We start from the raw sequence: 16,600 nt of genomic DNA, 5'->3' as shown, positions 1-16,600 counted from the left end.
GCATGTATTTTCCTATCTTTATATTTTTATTAAAAAATTTATTTTTTTATTTTATCTTCAGTAACATAGCGATTGCTGCTACTCTTCCTGAAACTATTGCTCATGTTAAAGCATCGGTAGTAGGAGTAGGTACTTATTCTTCTATTCGAGGAGTACAAGCTAGTTATTCGGGTACTGGATTTGTAGTTGCAGATGGCTTACATGTAGTTACAAATGCCCATGTATTACCCGAAAAAATAGATACTGAACATAATGAATATATCGGAGTTTTTGTCGGAATTAACCCGAAATTGTATCGGACAGAAATCGTTTCTGTAGATTCTATTCATGATTTAGCCCTATTAAAAATAAACGGACCTACTTTACCCCATTTTTCTTTAGGAAGTATGCAGGAAGTAAAAGAAGGTATGCGAATTGCTTTTACAGGATTTCCGATTGGGCCCGTATTAGGATTATATCCAGTAACTCATCGAGGAATTGTATCTGCCATTGTTCCTATTGCTACTGCTGGAAGAAATACTAGGGATCTTAACCCACAACGTATTCAACAATTAAGCCATAAACCTTTTATGGTGTTTCAATTAGATGCTACCGCTTATCCTGGAAATAGTGGTAGCCCACTCTATGATCCTAGTACTGGTAAAGTGTTAGGTGTAATTAATATGGTTTTTGTAAAAGGGAGTAGAGAGAATGTGCTCAAAGATCCTAGTGGAATTACCTATGCAATTCCAGTAGAGCATGTTTATGCTCTACTTAAGGATTCAGGATTAACCCCCTAAATAAGGGGATTGGCAGATCAATTACCTATTGTTTCACGTAGTTTTTTCATAGCATTTGTTTCTAACTGTCGAACTCTTTCAGCAGAAATTTTATATTTTGCTGCTAGATCATGAAGTGTACTCTTCGAATCTCTTAACCAACGATGGTTAACAATATCTAAACTCCGTTCATCTAAGTTAGTAAGTGCTTGCTGCAATCTTTTACTATAGTTTTCACCATAATCTAGCTGCTCTAATTGATACGCAGGATCTGTAGATATATCTGTAAGATAGCTTACTGGAGCGGGTGTATGCTCTTCACTATCCTCATCCTTGATATCATAGGAATTATCTTGAGTACTTAACCGTTCCTCCATTTCCATTACTTGCTTAGGGCTAACTGCTAAATCAGCTGCTATTTCATTTCTTTCTTGAGTATTAAGCCAGCCTAGATGTTTTTTAGTACTGCGTAGTTTAAAAAATAGTTTACGCTGGGCTTTAGTCGTAGCAACTCGAACAATTCTCCAGTTACGTATAATAAACTCATGGATTTCAGCACGAATCCAGTGTACCGCAAAAGAAACTAAACGCACTTTCTGCTCTGGATCAAAGCGTTTCACTGCCTTCATAAGACCAATATTTCCCTCTTGGATAAGATCAGTAAGTGGTAGTCCATAGCCGATATATCCACGAGCAATGTAGGCAACAAAGCGTAAATTAGAGAGAATCAACTGTCTTGCTGCTTCAAGATCATTATCATCTTTTAGGCGACTAGCAAGATGATATTCTTGATCAGCACTCAGTACTGGAATACTACCTATCTCCCGATAGTAAGAATCGAGGGTATTATTACCGATAATTGAAGGTATTGAGTGATTATAAGGTAATGTTATATCCATAATTCTCCTACTATTACTATACTATGTAAATAATTATTGCCATTTTTAGCACTCTAATGCTAAGAGTGCTAAATAATCGATAAGTTCCTTATTTTAAGAGGGAGATAATCCAAGAAGTGCAGTAACAAATTCTTTTTTGTTAAAAGGGCGAAGATCATCTATTTTTTCTCCGACCCCAATAAAGTAAATAGGAAGGCCTGTTTTTTTAGCGATCGCAAAAATAATGCCCCCCTTTGCAGTGCCATCTAATTTAGTCACTATAATTCCTGTTAATCCGACTGCTTGGTGAAATTGTAATACTTGATTAAGTGCATTTTGACCAGTACCTGCATCTATAGTAAGCAATACTTCATGGGGCATATTTTCATCAGCCTTACCCATGACTCGCTTAACTTTTTTTAATTCCTCCATTAAATTAGCTTGGGTATGAAGTCTACCTGCAGTATCTGCTAGCAAGATATCTATATTTCGTGCCTTAGCCGATTGTATCGCATCAAATATCACGGACGCTGAATCTGCTCCTTTATGCTGAGCAATAACAGGAATTTGATTACGCTCACCCCATACTTGTAACTGTTCTACTGCTGCTGCTCTAAAAGTATCTCCTGCAGCGAGCATAACTGAGTGGCTTTCCTCTTGGAATTTTTTTGCTAACTTACCAATCGTAGTAGTTTTACCCACTCCATTAATACCTACCATAAGCATGGTAAAGGGTTTATTTATCCCTTCAAGGTTAGGAATAGTAAAAGGTTGATTATTGGGTGCTAGTAATGATTCCATATTTTCTCGTAACGCTTCCATGAGTAATTTTGAATCCATGATCTCTTTACGAGAAAGGCGACGGGTAAGATCGGCGATAATTTCTTGTGTAGCCTCTATCCCTACATCTGCAGTAAGTAATAAGGTTTCTATTTCTTCTAAAGTAGCATGATCAATCGATTTTTTACTATGAATGAGATTTTCAATACCTTGAGTAAGATTACTCCTAGTACGACTAAGACCTTCGTACAAGCGCCCAAAGAAAGATTTTTTTGCTTCTTCTTGAATATTTTTTGGATCCCCTTCAAAAAGGGTATCAGCACTAGAGTTTTTTGATTCTAATGAATTAGATTTTTCTTCTGAAGATTTTTGCCAACGCTTAAAAAAACTTGCCATAGCCTTTATAAATTAAATGGGAACCTTAGGATTTGTTACTATTCACTATAAAGATAGTGATACTATGGATATCTATTAGACATTTTACCATTTTTAACATATGAGTAAAAAATGAATGTAATCACTTATTTTTTAATATCTTTATCCGTTATTGCTGGTTCATCCCCCTCATGGGCATCAACTAAAGTATCCGAATTCACCTTAGAAAACGGTTTAACCCTTTTAGTTAAGGAAGATCATCGAGCACCTGTGATGGTCTCTCAGGTATGGTACAAAGTAGGATCGAGCTATGAATACGGCGGAATTACAGGCATTTCCCATATGCTGGAGCACATGATGTTTCAGGGAACAAAAACCCTAAAACCTAATGAGTTTTCGCAAATTATCTCTGCCCACGGAGGGGAAGAAAATGCCTTTACCGGTCGTGATTATACTGCTTATTTTGAGCAAATGGCGAGCGACCAGTTACCTGTAAGTTTTCGCTTAGAGGCGGATCGGATGAGAAATTTACTACTTCAAACTAAAGAATTAGATAAAGAGCGAGAAGTAGTCATGGAAGAGCGCCGTATGCGCACTGAAGATAATCCAAATGCACTTACTTATGAGAATTTTAATAGTGTCGCTTTTTTAAGTAGCCCCTATCATCACCCTATTATTGGTTGGATGGACGATATTAAAAACTATAATATTGATGACTTAAAAGCATGGTATCAAAAGTGGTATGCTCCTAACAATGCTACAGTTGTTGTCGTAGGCGATGTGGATCCTAATCAAGTATATGGTTTGGTAAAACAGTATTTTGGAAATTTAAAGCCGGAAAAAATTACACCGCCTAAACCACAAAAAGAAATTATTCAAATTGGATCAAGGGAAGTAGTTGTTAAAACACCTGCAAAAATTCCCTATTTATTACTAGGTTGGAAAGTACCTATAATAAATACTATAGAAAATCAGGAAGATAAATGGAAAGCTTATGCTTTAGAAGTACTATCTGGCGTTTTAGATGGAGGGGAAAGTTCTCGTTTTTCCAAAGATCTAGTGCGAGGCAGTCAAATAGCTGCAAATGCAGGGGTAGATTATAATTTATATGCTCGATCTACCGATCAGCTAGTTATTTCTGGTACCCCGACTTCAGGACATACTATAGAAGAATTAGAAAAAGCACTTTTAGTACAAGTAGAAAAATTGCAAAAAGAATTAGTCAGCAATCAAGAATTAGAACGGATTAAAAATCAAGTCATTGCTCATCAAGTATATGAAGAGGACTCTATCTTTTATCAAGCAATGCAATTAGGCACGTTAGCGACTGTAGGATTAGATTGGCGTCTCATAGATGAATATGTAGATCAAGTCAGTGCGATTACTCCTGAACAGATCCAAATGGTTGCAAAAGAATTTTTAATAGAAAATAACCAAACAAGGGGAGAATTAATACCTATATCTAACCATGGAAAAGAGCAAAACCAAGAGGGACCAACAGCCTCTAGTTCAAAGGAGGGTAATCATGATTCTTAATAGGATTATTTTATGTTTACTGTGGATTATTCCCACTCTAGGCCATGCAACCTCTAATAATATTGAGCATTGGCAGACAACCAATGGAGCTCAAGTATATTTCATTCAAGCCAATGAAATACCTATGGTGGATATACGGGTTATTTTTGATGCCGGCTCAGCAAGAGATGGAGATAAATTTGGTCTTGCACAACTTAGCAGTGCTTTATTAGATGAAGGGGCAGGGGATCTTGACGCTGACGCTATCGCAGAGCGTTTTGATAATTTAGGGGCACAGTTTAGTACTGATTCGGCTAAAGATATGGCAATTATTAATCTGCGTAGCCTAACAAAAGAAGATGTTTTGAACTCTGCCTTAGAGACTACAGCTTTAATTTTAGCAAAACCCTCTGTGCCTGATAAATCTTTTATGCGGATACGCAGCCAAATGGAGCAGGCCTTACAAAGACAAGAACAATCTCCAAGTAGCTTAGCCAGCCGTTCCTTTTATGAACTCTTATATAGGGATCACCCTTACGGTCATCAATCACTAGGAACCACAAAGACGCTAGCAACTCTTACCCGAGGTGATGTTCTCGAGTTCTATCGAAAATACTATGTAGAAAAAAATGCTATTATTAGCATTGTAGGTGCACTTACTCGTCATCAAGCAGAAAAGCTTACTGAAACTTTAATACAAGGAATTCCAACAGGGGATCTAGCATCAAGTTTACCCCAAGTAACAGGGATCAGTGCTTCAAAGGAAAATACGATTACCTACCCTTCTACACAAACTACAATTATTCTAGGTACTCTTGGAATAACAAGAGATAATCCAGACTACTTTCCTTTATACGTTGGAAATCATATTTTAGGTGGAAGCGGCTTAGTTTCTCGATTAAGTCTTGAACTGAGAGAAAAACGAGGGCTAACTTATGGGGTGTCAAGCTATTTTGTGCCCATGCATAGCAATGGACCATATATTCTTTCATTACAGACTCGCAATGAACAAGCAGCTGAAGCATTAAAAGTCCTAAATCAAACATTAAAGAATTTTATTGAAAGTGGTCCTACAGCAGAAGAATTAACTTTGGCGAAGCAAAATATCGTTGGTAGTTTCCCTTTAAGCCTAAATAGCAATGGAAAAAAAGTACAGCAATTAGCAGCTATTGGCTTTTATCGCCTACCTTTAGATTATTTGGATCAATTTATTTCTAAAATAGAATCGGTCACTGCCGATCAAATTCGAGCTGCATTTAAAAATAGAATTAATTTAAATCAAATGGTGACAGTAACGGCAGGTGAGAGTAGCGAAAAATAGTGAAAGTAATTTTTTAGAAAATAATCTTCGAGTTATTGGTGGTACTTGGCGTGGCCGAAAATTAAAGGTTCCTGTAGGACCTGGGTTACGCCCCACACCGAACCGAGTCAGAGAAACGCTTTTTAATTGGCTCCAACCTGTTATTGAAGGAGCCCGCTGCTTAGATCTATTTGCTGGTAGTGGTATGCTTGGGTTTGAAGCGTGTTCTCGGGGGGCAGAGCAAGTACTGATGGTAGAAAATAATTTAAAAACCTACCAAATGCTTCAAACAAATATTACTTATCTAGCTACTCAAAAGATAACAGCTATTTATCAAGATAGTTTACATTACCTAGAAAATAGTACTAGCCAGCCTTTTCACATTATTTTCTTAGATCCTCCTTTTGATTCTAAATTACTATTACCTATATTTCAGTCCTTAGAACAAAATCATTGGGTTACACATGGAAGTTATATTTATATTGAGGAATCTAAAAAAAATGGCTTTTCAGCATTGCCTGATACATGGGTAAAATTTCGTAGTAAACAGACAGGAGAAGTAAACTATTCTTTAGTTTATAAAGAAATATAGTATTTTATGACAAGAATAATAGCTATTTATCCAGGTACTTTTGATCCTATTACTCATGGTCATAGTGATTTGATTGATCGTGCTGCTCGACTTTTTGATCAAGTAATTGTTGCTATTGCAGAAAATCCAACGAAGACACCCTGTTTTTCTTTAGCAGAGAGAGTTTCGTTAGCAAAAGAATCACTCATTAAATATTCGAACGTAGAAGTACAAGGGTTTAATGTACTTCTGGCAGACTTTGCCCGTTCTCGTAATGCACAAATTTTGATTAGGGGATTAAGAGCAGTCTCTGATTTTGAGTATGAATTTCAGCTTGCTACCATGAATCGTCACTTAGTCCCTGAAGTGGAAACATTATTTCTCACTCCTGCTGAACAATATGCCTATATTTCATCTAGTTTAGTGCGAGAAGTAGCCTCGTTAGGAGGGGATGTTTCTGCTTTTGTTCATTCCTGTGTTATGACTGCATTAGCTAAAAAATTAGATAGGAAGTAAACATGGCATTATTAATTACAGATGAATGTATTAACTGTGGTGTTTGTGAGCCAGAATGCCCAAATAATGCTATTTTTCAAGGAGAGGAAATTTATGAAATTAAAGCAAATCGCTGCACTGAGTGTATAGGTCATTTTAATGTACCCCAGTGTGTTGAAATTTGCCCAGTAGAATGTATTATTCCTGACCCAAATTATCAAGAAACACAAGAAGAATTAGAATCTAAATATCAATTACTTAACCCTAATAAAGCAGAAAACTAAAAATAGATAATTTTTAAAATGATCTTACGCTTTATTCCTGCTTTTGTATTCATAGTTCTATTTATTTTTTCTGGGTTAGCTGAATCTCAAGAAAAACCACCTAAAGCGGCAATTGCTAGTGCACATCCTTTAGCTACAGAAGCTGGAGCTAAAATTCTTCGTGAAGGGGGTAATGCTTTTGATGCGGCAGTGGCTATTAGTGCTGCTTTAGCAGTAGTAGAGCCTTATAGTTCAGGAATTGGAGGAGGGGGATTTTGGCTATTACATAGAGCTAAAGATAACCAAGACATTATGATTGATGGACGGGAGCGGGCTCCTCTTGCCGCCTCGCCAAATATGTACTTGGATAAACATGGATCTGTAAGAAATAGAGACTCAGTAGATGGTCCTTTTGCTGCTGCTATTCCTGGATTGCCTGCTGCTTTAGATCATCTTGCTAAAAACTACGGGCGACTACCCTTAAGAAAAACTCTAGCTCCTGCAATTTCTTATGCTCAGCAAGGATTTGAAGCTAATGAGCATTTCCTTCGGATGGTAAATTTTCGTTTACCTATTCTTAAATACTATCCTAGTACTGCTCAAGTTTTTTTAAAAAATGGAGAAGCCCCTCAACTCAGAGAAAAAATTAAACAACCTGATTTAGCATATACATTAACTACACTTGCAGAGTATGGAGTAGCCAGTTTTTATCAAGGGGAAATTGCAAAAAAATTAGTCAATGGAGTAAAAACAGCAGGGGGTATTTGGACTTTAGCGGATTTAGATCAGTATAAAGTACTTGAGAGATCAATAATTAAAGGAAAATACCGTAAAGCTACCATTATTTCGGCAAGTCCTCCCTCTGCAGGTGGGATTGCACTAATGACAATGCTTAATATATTGAATCAAGACAATCTATTGAGTTTACCAGAGGCATCAAAAACTCATCTTATAATAGAGGCGATGCGACGAGCTTATCGAGATAGGGCAGAGTATTTAGGAGATTCTGATTTTGTAAATATTCCTACAGAGCAACTTATTCATCCTTATTATGGAGTAGGATTACGATCTAGCATTACTTTAGATAAAGCAACGCCTAGTAATTTATTATCTGCCGCAGAATATAGGGAATCTGGGCAAGATACTACTCATTTTTCAATTATTGACCAAGAGGGTAATTGGGTAGCAGCAACATTAAGTATTAATTACCCATTTGGTTCTGGATTCATGCCTGCAGGTACTGGCGTGTTACTCAATGATGAGATGGATGACTTTTCCATTTCCCCTGGCGTCCCAAATGTCTATGGCTTAGTAGGGAATAAAGCCAATAAGATATTACCAGGAAAACGTCCTTTATCCAGCATGACTCCTACCTTTATAATTGATGATCATAGCGTATTAGTATTAGGTACTCCCGGAGGGAGTCGGATCATTACCATGGTACTTTTGGGTATTTTGAATCATATGGAAGGGAAAAATCTTATAGAATTAGTCTCCTCTCCTAGATTTCACCATCAATATTTGCCTGATGAAGTAGAATATGAGCCTCAAGCATTCCCTCCTGAAATAATTGAAAAATTACAAGCTTTAGGTCATCGTTTGAAAGCAAGTACCCACACTTGGGGAAACATGCAAGCTACATTTTGGGATTGGAAGCGAGACATTATCGAAGCTGCAAGCGATCCAAGGGGTATGGGAGAGGCGCTAGTACAATAAATAACTAGATTAATCAATTAACCGGTATTTCGCATACCTGTGGCAACTGCGTTAATAGAACGTAGCACAGGATCCATCCAAACTTGCTGCTCTTTAGTACTTAAAGATGGATCTCGAACTCTCTTTAGTAGGGTAAGTTGAATATGATTTAAGGGATCTAGATAGGGGTTTCTACGCTTAAGAGAGAGTTCTAAAGTTGGATTTTCTTCTAATAGTCTTTGAGCATTAACAACTTGTAATACTTGAGTTACCGTACGTTCATATTCATTTTTAAACATAGCAAAAACCTGCACCCCTACTTCAGGATCTAAGCATAGTTGTGAATACTGCTGAGCAATACGTAGCTCTGCTTTTGCTAGAGACATTTGGGTATTGCTTAACATAGCTCGGAAGTAAGGCCATTCTCGGTACATCCGTTGTAGCTTTTCTAGTTGGTTTGGATGTTCTTGCTGCCATTTTGCTAAGGCAGATCCAATTCCATACCAAGCTGGAAATGTATGCCGTGATTGTGCCCAAGAAAACACCCAAGCAATAGCACGTACTGATGCTTTAGAGCGGTCCCCCTTGTTTCGGTGAGATGGGCGAGAGCCAATATTTAAAAGTCCAATTTCATTCACAGGAGTAGCTTCGTAAAAATAATCTTGAAACCCCGGTGTATTCTCTGTAAATTCTCGATAAGATTTCTCACCTTCTTTGGCTAGAAACCCCATAATCTTTAAATAATCTTGTTTTTCCTTGGGATCAGGTCGTGTGGTGATGCTGGCTTTAATCAAGCCGCTAACTCCCATGCTGAGCTCATAAATTGCTGTCTCAAAATTACTATATCGAGATGAAAGCACTTCTCCTTGCTCAGTAAATTTTATTTGTCCATGAACGGTGCCTTGAGGCTGAGAAAGTATAGAGTCAAAAGTAGGGCCGCCTCCTCTACCAATTGTACCGCCTCGCCCATGAAAAATACGGCAATCTACCTGAGATGATTTCATAAGAGAAACTACTTTTTTTTGTGCCTCATAGAGCTTCCATGAAGAGGCAAGTATTCCTCCATCTTTACAAGAATCGGAATAGCCAATCATAATTTCCTGCTGATTCCCTGAGCTTTTAAGCAGGGATAAATAGCTTGGGTTTTCCAATAATGCACTGATAACTGGTTCAATATGATCTAAATCTTCTATAGTTTCGAATAAAGGGGAAACTTTCAAAATACAGGATTTCTGCCCTTCTATTTCATCAATTAACCCTGTTACCTGCCCTAAAAACATCACTTCAAGTACATGACTGGCAGTGTGGGTCATAGAAATAACATAGTGACCAAAAACACGAGGGCTAATCTCATGACATATTTGTTTTATTGCATAAAATGTACTTAAAGTTTCTTGAGTAGCAGACGAAAATTGATTTTGATCAGTAATAGATACTATCTTATTACTTAATTGCTCAGAGAGTATTTTTTGGCGCTCTAATTCGGAAAGCTCTAAATAGTTAGGATGAATTTTGAGGGATCTGGCTAATTCTGCAACTGCTTCAGTATGGCGAGCAGATTCTTGACGTATATCTAGTTTGAGTAAATAAAATCCAAAACTTTCAACCAGTCGGATTAAATCTTGTAGCTCATTATTTGCAATACTACCATCTTTGTGGCTAATTAAGCTGTTCCGAATTAAATAAAGATCCTGTAGAAATTGTGATTCTGAAGCATATCCTACTCCTTTTGGGGGCATAAGCTTATTTTCTGGCTTTAGTTTTACTTCAACAGCTTGTAAATTATCTTGCAATCGATGGCGAATTAAGTGGAGTTTACGGCGATAGGGTTCGTGGCTAAAGCGAGTAGGATCATCTAAGAAAGACTCTGGGCAATCACGAATATCGTAATTAATACTACTGATAAGTGTTTTTGACGGTGTAGTTAAAGGGATTGAGTGGGTAAGAATACGCATTAACTCAGATACTCTACCTAAGTAATGTCGTAGAGCAATTCTCATTTGTAGGCGTGCAGCCATTATTGTAGTTTCTGCGGTTACATTAGGGTTTCCATCTCGATCGCCGCCGATCCAAGAACCAAAACGAATAAAACTTGGAATATGAATGGTTTTATTTGTAGTAATACTGTCCCCATATACCTTTCTAACTACATCCTCTAACTGTCGGTAAATAGTAGGAATTGCCTGAAATAAGCTAACCTTAAAATAAAAAAGACCATTGATAATTTCTTCTCGTACTTGCGGGCGGCGTGCCCTGACTTCATTGGTTTTCCACAAAATTTGAATTTCTTGAGCAAGCTGATAATGAATCGTCTCTTTTTCTCGCTGGCTAAGGCGCATTTCATCTAAAGATTTATTAGTAACAAATACTTTACGCAAATGATCCATTACAGTACGCCGCTTTGCCTCTGTAGGATGGGCAGTAATTACTGGGATATAAGCAAGGCGATTGAGGAGATTTTGTAACTCATCTAAACTTACACCACTTTCTTTTATTTCTCGTAAAGTCTCTTCAAAAGAGCCTTTCCAAAGCAAGCCTCCTGCGTTAATCCGCCGCTGGCGTAGGCGATATTGATAAGCCTCTTCTGCTAGATTAGCTAAACTAAAATAAGTGCTAAAGGCACGTACTACTTCAGTCAAGGTTTCTGGATTGAGCTTATTAATAAGATTCTGTAATCGAATTCTTTTATAGGTATTCTCACTCTTCCTTAAGCTAATATAACCCTTTCGTAAAGTTTCAACTGCTACAAATATTCTATCTCCTGATTGGACCTGAATGACTTTTCCTAATAAGTTACCAAATAGTTTTACCCGAGCACGGAGTTCTTTATCTTTTAAATTAATTGTAGAATTTACTTCCGATGTAGAATGAGATCCGATCTTATTAATCATGTAATTAAAATATTTTTGTTTTTTAACTAATTTCGATGTGATATTTAAGAAATGCCTAAATATTACTTTATAACTTTATAGTTAAGCGGCTTTGAAGTAGTTTGTAATAAAGCTCGAGATAGTGTTTAGCACTATTTTTCCAATTAAAGTCTTGTGCCATTGCAGTGAGCATTAATTTTTTCCATAAATGAGGTTGGGAGTATAGATTAAGGCATCGTTCAATAGCATTTAATAGCTCGCTAGAAGTAGGATTATTAAATATAAAACCTGTCGCTAATTCCTGATCTAAATTCTCTGGTGTTGCATCTATGATTGTATCAGCAAGCCCACCTATTTTATGTACGATGGGAATCGTACCATAGCGTAGAGCATAAATTTGAGTAAGACCACAAGGCTCAAAATAAGAAGGCATAAGAAAAATATCTACTCCAGCTTGAATACTATGGGCAAGTGTTTCACTATAACCAAGAGATAGCCCTATTTTTTTAGGATATTTTCTAGCAAGCGTTTCTAAGCCGGATTGGTAGTGCTCTTCTCCTTCTCCAAGAAAAATAATCTGAATTTGCTTTGAAATAATCTTAGGCAAAATTTTAATGATTAAATCAATTCCTTTTTGGGTAACTAATCTCCCTACAAAGCCAAACATAGGAATTGTTTTATTTTCAGGTAAATGAAATTGATGCTGTAACGCCAACTTATTTTTAACCTTGTCGTGCCAACTCTCTTTGCTATAAGGTTTTTCAATTAGAGAATCCTGAACTGGATCCCACCGATCATAGTCTGCTCCGTTTAATATACCCGTAAGATTCTTAGAGCGTTGGCGCAATATATCATCTAACCCACAGCCTAATTCTGGAGTCATAATTTCTTTTGCATAGCTTGGACTAACTGTAGTTAGCCAATCAGAAAATACTAACCCACCTTTCATAAAAGAGAGTTGATTATGAAATGCTAGGGCAGAGGGTGACCATAAATAACTGGGAAGCTGCAATTCCTTAAATGTGGTATGGGGGAATACCCCTTGATAGCTTAGATTATGAATAGTAAATACGGTAGCAGGTCGGTTGATCACCGAATCTAATAACGGAGGAATCAGCCCAGTGTGCCAATCATTACAGTGAATAATATCAGGCTTCCACCCTTGCTCTGGATGAGTAACAAAAGCATGTACGATTGCTTTACAAAAGGTAGTAAAGCGATCGGCATTATCTGGCCATTCTTGTCCATTTTCACCTAGATAGGGATTACCTAGGCGATTAAAGTGGCGTGGACTATCTACTAGCCAAAAAGTAACAGGTACACCCGGTAACTCTCCTTTTAAAATAAGGACTGGCATAGTGACAGATGGAATAGATAAAGAAATAGCTTGTACAAGATTCTTAAGCTGTTGTTTGCAGTTTGGGTAAGCAGGTAAAATAACACCCACATCCCACCCTAGTTTAAAGAGGGCTGTAGGTAAAATACCTGCTACATCTCCTAAACCGCCGGTTTTTATTAAGGGATGAACCTCACTTGCTGCAAATAAAACTTTATACACGTTGATATTCCAAATCGAATAATTTGCTATGATTTAATTAATTTTTACCAATGAATAATTTTATCCTTAGCATTACAATTAATTATTAATATATGAATCAAACCATATTTATTACTGGTGGTGCAGGTTTCATTGGCTCTACATTAGTACGCTATTTTATTGAAAATACTGAATATTATATCATTAATATAGATAAACTCACCTATGCAAGTAGTTTAGAATCTTTAAGATCAATTGCTACCCATCCCCAGCACCAATTTATTCATACTGATATTAGTAACTCTGGAATTATAACAGAGCTATTTACTAAGTATCAGCCAAGTGCAGTAATGAACTTAGCGGCCGAATCCCATGTGGATCGATCTATTGATAGCCCTATTGATTTTATAAATACTAATATTTTAGGTACTTATCACTTACTAGAGGCAGCACTTAATTATTGGAAAACCCTTAATCGGAAATCTCAAGCTCAGTTTCGATTTCATCATATTTCTACCGATGAAGTCTTTGGTTCTCTAGGAAAGGAGGGATTATTCGAAGAATATTCTCCTTATCGCCCTAGTTCTCCTTATGCAGCGAGCAAAGCCAGTTCAGATCACTTAGTAAGGGCTTGGTATCATACTTATGGATTACCTATATTAATTACTAACTGCTCTAATAATTATGGCCCTTATCAATTCCCAGAGAAACTTATCCCATTAATGATCTTAAATGGGTTTGAAGGAAAATCACTTCCCATCTATGGGCAAGGGGATAATATTCGAGATTGGCTCTATGTAGATGATCATGTGCGAGCCTTACATTTAGTATTGGATAAAGGAATTCCAGGTGAGACTTATAATATTGGAGGCTATAATGAAAAAACAAATAAAGAAGTAGTAGAGATCATCTGCCAGGCTCTTGATGAGCTCTTTCCCCATTCTCCCCATATTCCTCACAGTTCTTTAATCACCTATGTGGTCGACCGACCAGGTCATGATCTAAGATATGCTATTGATTCTAGAAAAATCACCCAAGAATTGGGCTGGCAGCCTCAAGAAAATTTCATTACTGGACTCCATAAAACTATTACTTGGTACAGAGATAATCAAGATTGGTGCCAAATAGTTTTAAAATCTTACCGAAGAGAGCGATTAGGAGTAGATAGAATAAGTTTATGAGCAAAGGAATTATTCTAGCTGGTGGTTTAGGTACTCGCTTATATCCTATTACACAACCTATTTGCAAACAGCTTTTACCTATCTATGATAAGCCAATGATTTACTACCCCCTTTCTACTTTAATGTTAGGGGGAATTAGAGAGATTCTCATTATTTCAACGCCACGGGATTTACCAGTATTAGAACAACTATTAGGATCAGGAGAACAATGGGGAGTAGATTTTACATATCAAGTTCAGCTTTATCCTGCAGGAATTGCCCAAGCCTTTATTTTAGGGAAAAACTTTATTCAAGAAAACCCTTGCGCACTGATTCTTGGGGATAATATTTTTCATGGAGAGGATCTCTCAACACTATTGAAAAATGCAAGAGATCGGCAACGAGGAGCTACTGTATTTGCTTATCCTGTCTATGATCCGGAGCGTTATGGTGTGATTGAATTTGATCATCATCACAAAATCGTTAGCATTGAAGAAAAACCCTCTATACCCAAATCCCGTTATGCTATAACCGGGGTTTATTTTTATGATAACCAAGTAGTAGAAATTGCCGAAAGCTTAGCTCCATCAGCAAGAGGAGAGTTAGAAATTACGGATATTAATCAGTATTATTTACAAAATGGATCCTTATTTGTAGAAGTCATGGGACGAGGAATGACTTGGCTTGATGCAGGTACTCATGATTCCCTTCTAGAAGCAGCTTTGTTTATTCAAACTATAGAAAAAAGACAAGGACTTAAAATAGCTTGCCCTGAAGAAATTGCTTACCGAATGGGTTATATTAATGCTGAAAATCTTGAGTGCTTGGCCCAGCCCTTGCAAAAAAGTGGCTATGGAAGTTATTTATTGGGGCTATTACAGGAAAAAAATTATTTGCTTTAGATTATGGAAGTAATTCTCACAAAAGTTCCAAATGTGCTTGTCCTTAAGCCTAAAGTATTTGAAGATAATCGTGGGTTTTTCTTTGAAAGCTACAATTGCAAAAAACTAAACGCTGTACTCAATCAAGAAATAAAATTTGTTCAAGATAACCATTCTCGATCAAAAAAAGGAGTTTTACGAGGATTGCATTACCAAATAAAACAGCCTCAAGGTAAATTAGTACGAGTTATCGCTGGAGAAGTATTTGATGTAGCGATTGATTTAAGGAAAAACTCTCCTCATTTAGGTTGTTGGGTAGGTTACCAACTATCTGCAGAAAATAAATACCAACTTTGGATACCTGCTGGATTTGCCCATGGATTTCTTGTACTCAGTGAGTATGCAGAAATACTCTATAAAACTACTGATTACTATGCTCCTGAATATGAGCAGTGTATTTATTGGGGTGATCCTACCCTTGCTATTGAATGGCCTTTATCAGAACAGCCCATAATATCTATGAAAGATCAGGCAGGCAGGTCCTTTAAAGAAGCTGATCTGTTTTGATTAATACCTATCTTAAAATTATTATTATCGGTACTTCCGGCCAAATAGGTTGGGAGCTACAGCGAACCCTTGCATCTCTAGGAGAAGTTATTTCCTTAGAACGATCTCAGCTCGATCTATCTAAACTAGAAACTATTCGTTCTTGCCTTATGGTGCATCGCCCCAATTTAATTATTAATGCAGCTGCCTATACTCAAGTAGATAAAGCGGAAGAAGAGCAGGAATTAGCTATGACCATTAATGGTATCGCTCCTGGGGTTTTAGCAGAAATTGCTAAAGAGCTAGATTCTGTTCTAATTCATTACTCTACAGATTATATATTTGATGGAAAGAGTAGTACTCCTTACCAAGAGAGAGATATTCCTAACCCGATTAATATCTATGGGAAAACTAAACTAGCTGGGGAAAGGGCTATTATTGAAATAGGGGGGAATTACTTAATTTTTCGTACTTGTTGGGTCTACGGGTTAAGAGGTCATAATTTTTTACTCACGATGCAGCGACTCGTTAAAGAGCAAAAAACAATTCGAGTAGTCAATGATCAGTTTGGTACCCCTACTTGGAGTAGATTTATTGCTGAAGCTACAGCTCAGATTATTGCTCAAATACGAGGAGATATTATAGATTACCTGAATGAATATTCAGGAATTTACCATTTAAGTTGTGGAGGAAAAATTTCATGGCATGGATTTGCTCAGGCTATTTATAATCGAGTTAATCTACAAAACAGTAACCACGCTCAAATTATTCCTATTCCAACCTCAGATTATCCTACCTTAGCAAGAAGGCCTAGATTCTCCCACCTCGATAACGCTCATATTCAAAATACTTTTGGTATAAAGCTTCCTGATTGGGATATTGGACTGAGCCTTTCTCTATCTTAACCTATCTACTTTTGATCATTTACGTCACATAAATAATCATTTTTAAAGAAATTACACTATATAATCATCGT

General features: G+C 37.0%; 15 protein-coding genes. 11 read left to right on the top strand and 4 right to left on the bottom strand.

The genetic code is table 11. From position 1 onward, the window contains the following. Window positions 1–2: 2 nt before the first annotated feature. Window positions 3–779 carry a S1 family peptidase gene (locus OOL07_RS06860; RefSeq protein WP_264695805.1) on the top strand — a complete coding sequence of 259 codons (777 nt, stop codon included), beginning with the start codon at window positions 3–5 and terminating at the stop codon, window positions 777–779. 17 nt (window positions 780–796) lie between these two features. Here OOL07_RS06860 and rpoH read toward each other — a convergent pair whose 3' ends face one another. Together rpoH and ftsY are read right to left on the bottom strand one after the other, a co-directional pair. Further along, window positions 797–1,657, bottom strand: coding sequence for an RNA polymerase sigma factor RpoH (rpoH, locus tag OOL07_RS06855; RefSeq protein WP_264695804.1), 861 nt, complete (start codon window positions 1,655–1,657; stop codon window positions 797–799). Between the two features lie 93 nt (window positions 1,658–1,750). Continuing rightward, window positions 1,751–2,812: a signal recognition particle-docking protein FtsY gene (gene ftsY / locus OOL07_RS06850; protein WP_264695803.1), complete on the bottom strand. Its 1,062-nt coding sequence runs from the start codon at window positions 2,810–2,812 to the stop codon at window positions 1,751–1,753. 120 nt (window positions 2,813–2,932) lie between these two features. On the opposite strand from ftsY, the gene OOL07_RS06845 reads away from it, so the two are divergent. From OOL07_RS06845 to ggt, 6 genes are read left to right on the top strand one after another with little or no spacing between them, the layout of a single operon-like run. Then, entirely contained in the window at window positions 2,933–4,327 is a 1,395-nt protein-coding gene (locus OOL07_RS06845; RefSeq protein WP_413774130.1) for a M16 family metallopeptidase, read from the top strand. Then, entirely contained in the window at window positions 4,317–5,627 is a 1,311-nt protein-coding gene (locus tag OOL07_RS06840) for a M16 family metallopeptidase (RefSeq protein WP_264695801.1), read from the top strand. The genes OOL07_RS06845 and OOL07_RS06840 overlap by 11 nt, the downstream gene beginning before the upstream one ends. Beyond that, window positions 5,608–6,198 (top strand): 16S rRNA (guanine(966)-N(2))-methyltransferase RsmD, encoded by a 591-nt coding sequence (rsmD, locus tag OOL07_RS06835; protein WP_264695800.1) that lies wholly within the window; start codon window positions 5,608–5,610, stop codon window positions 6,196–6,198. The genes OOL07_RS06840 and rsmD overlap by 20 nt, the downstream gene beginning before the upstream one ends. A 6-nt stretch (window positions 6,199–6,204) precedes the next feature. Beyond that, complete coding sequence (coaD, locus tag OOL07_RS06830; RefSeq protein WP_264695799.1) at window positions 6,205–6,693, top strand: pantetheine-phosphate adenylyltransferase; 489 nt, start codon at window positions 6,205–6,207, stop codon at window positions 6,691–6,693. Between the two features lie 2 nt (window positions 6,694–6,695). Further along, entirely contained in the window at window positions 6,696–6,956 is a 261-nt protein-coding gene (locus tag OOL07_RS06825; RefSeq protein ID WP_264695798.1) for a YfhL family 4Fe-4S dicluster ferredoxin, read from the top strand. 18 nt (window positions 6,957–6,974) lie between these two features. Beyond that, the gene (ggt, locus tag OOL07_RS06820) at window positions 6,975–8,651 is read left to right on the top strand and encodes a gamma-glutamyltransferase (protein WP_264695797.1); all 1,677 of its coding nucleotides are present in this window, start codon (window positions 6,975–6,977) and stop codon (window positions 8,649–8,651) included. A 17-nt stretch (window positions 8,652–8,668) separates the two neighbouring features. Here the strand turns inward: ggt and ppc are convergent, their stop codons facing one another. Further along, window positions 8,669–11,521 (bottom strand): phosphoenolpyruvate carboxylase, encoded by a 2,853-nt coding sequence (gene ppc / locus OOL07_RS06815; protein ID WP_264695796.1) that lies wholly within the window; start codon window positions 11,519–11,521, stop codon window positions 8,669–8,671. 67 nt (window positions 11,522–11,588) lie between these two features. Next, window positions 11,589–13,058, bottom strand: coding sequence for a glycogen synthase GlgA (glgA, locus tag OOL07_RS06810; protein ID WP_264695795.1), 1,470 nt, complete (start codon window positions 13,056–13,058; stop codon window positions 11,589–11,591). A 92-nt stretch (window positions 13,059–13,150) separates the two neighbouring features. Here glgA and rfbB point away from each other — a divergent pair, with 92 nt between their 5' ends. Genes rfbB through rfbD form a run of 4 tightly spaced genes read left to right on the top strand, consistent with a single transcriptional unit; the run spans window position 13,151 to window position 16,529 of the window. Continuing rightward, a complete protein-coding gene (rfbB, locus tag OOL07_RS06805; protein ID WP_264695794.1) occupies window positions 13,151–14,218 on the top strand; it encodes a dTDP-glucose 4,6-dehydratase in 1,068 nt (355 codons plus the stop codon). After that, on the top strand, window positions 14,215–15,099 hold the full coding sequence (gene rfbA, locus OOL07_RS06800) for a glucose-1-phosphate thymidylyltransferase RfbA (RefSeq protein WP_264695793.1): 885 nt from the start codon (window positions 14,215–14,217) through the stop codon (window positions 15,097–15,099). Before rfbB ends, rfbA begins: the two co-directional genes overlap by 4 nt. Window positions 15,100–15,102: 3 nt before the next feature. Next, the gene (gene rfbC, locus OOL07_RS06795) at window positions 15,103–15,645 is read left to right on the top strand and encodes a dTDP-4-dehydrorhamnose 3,5-epimerase (protein WP_264695792.1); all 543 of its coding nucleotides are present in this window, start codon (window positions 15,103–15,105) and stop codon (window positions 15,643–15,645) included. After that, window positions 15,642–16,529 carry a dTDP-4-dehydrorhamnose reductase gene (gene rfbD, locus OOL07_RS06790; RefSeq protein ID WP_264695791.1) on the top strand — a complete coding sequence of 296 codons (888 nt, stop codon included), beginning with the start codon at window positions 15,642–15,644 and terminating at the stop codon, window positions 16,527–16,529. The genes rfbC and rfbD overlap by 4 nt, the downstream gene beginning before the upstream one ends. The last annotated feature ends 71 nt before the right edge of the window (window positions 16,530–16,600 follow it).

This window comes from Candidatus Nitrosacidococcus sp. I8, from assembly GCF_945836005.1.
GTDB lineage: Bacteria > Pseudomonadota > Gammaproteobacteria > Nitrosococcales > Nitrosococcaceae > Nitrosacidococcus.
This window is presented reverse-complemented; position numbering and strand designations above follow the sequence as displayed.

Bases quoted from the DNA above. Each gene is read 5' to 3' on its own strand.
- OOL07_RS06825 (WP_264695798.1), top strand. From the start codon at position 6,696: ATGGCATTATTAATTACAGATGAATGTATTAACTGTGGTGTTTGTGAG.
- OOL07_RS06860 (WP_264695805.1), top strand. From the start codon at position 3: ATGTATTTTCCTATCTTTATATTTTTATTAAAAAATTTATTTTTTTAT.
- rfbA (WP_264695793.1), top strand. From the start codon at position 14,215: ATGAGCAAAGGAATTATTCTAGCTGGTGGTTTAGGTACTCGCTTATAT.
- coaD (WP_264695799.1), top strand. From the start codon at position 6,205: ATGACAAGAATAATAGCTATTTATCCAGGTACTTTTGATCCTATTACT.
- rfbC (WP_264695792.1), top strand. From the start codon at position 15,103: ATGGAAGTAATTCTCACAAAAGTTCCAAATGTGCTTGTCCTTAAGCCT.
- ppc (WP_264695796.1), bottom strand. From the start codon at position 11,521: ATGATTAATAAGATCGGATCTCATTCTACATCGGAAGTAAATTCTACA.
- ggt (WP_264695797.1), top strand. From the start codon at position 6,975: ATGATCTTACGCTTTATTCCTGCTTTTGTATTCATAGTTCTATTTATT.
- OOL07_RS06840 (WP_264695801.1), top strand. From the start codon at position 4,317: ATGATTCTTAATAGGATTATTTTATGTTTACTGTGGATTATTCCCACT.
- rpoH (WP_264695804.1), bottom strand. From the start codon at position 1,657: ATGGATATAACATTACCTTATAATCACTCAATACCTTCAATTATCGGT.
- rfbB (WP_264695794.1), top strand. From the start codon at position 13,151: ATGAATCAAACCATATTTATTACTGGTGGTGCAGGTTTCATTGGCTCT.
- ftsY (WP_264695803.1), bottom strand. From the start codon at position 2,812: ATGGCAAGTTTTTTTAAGCGTTGGCAAAAATCTTCAGAAGAAAAATCT.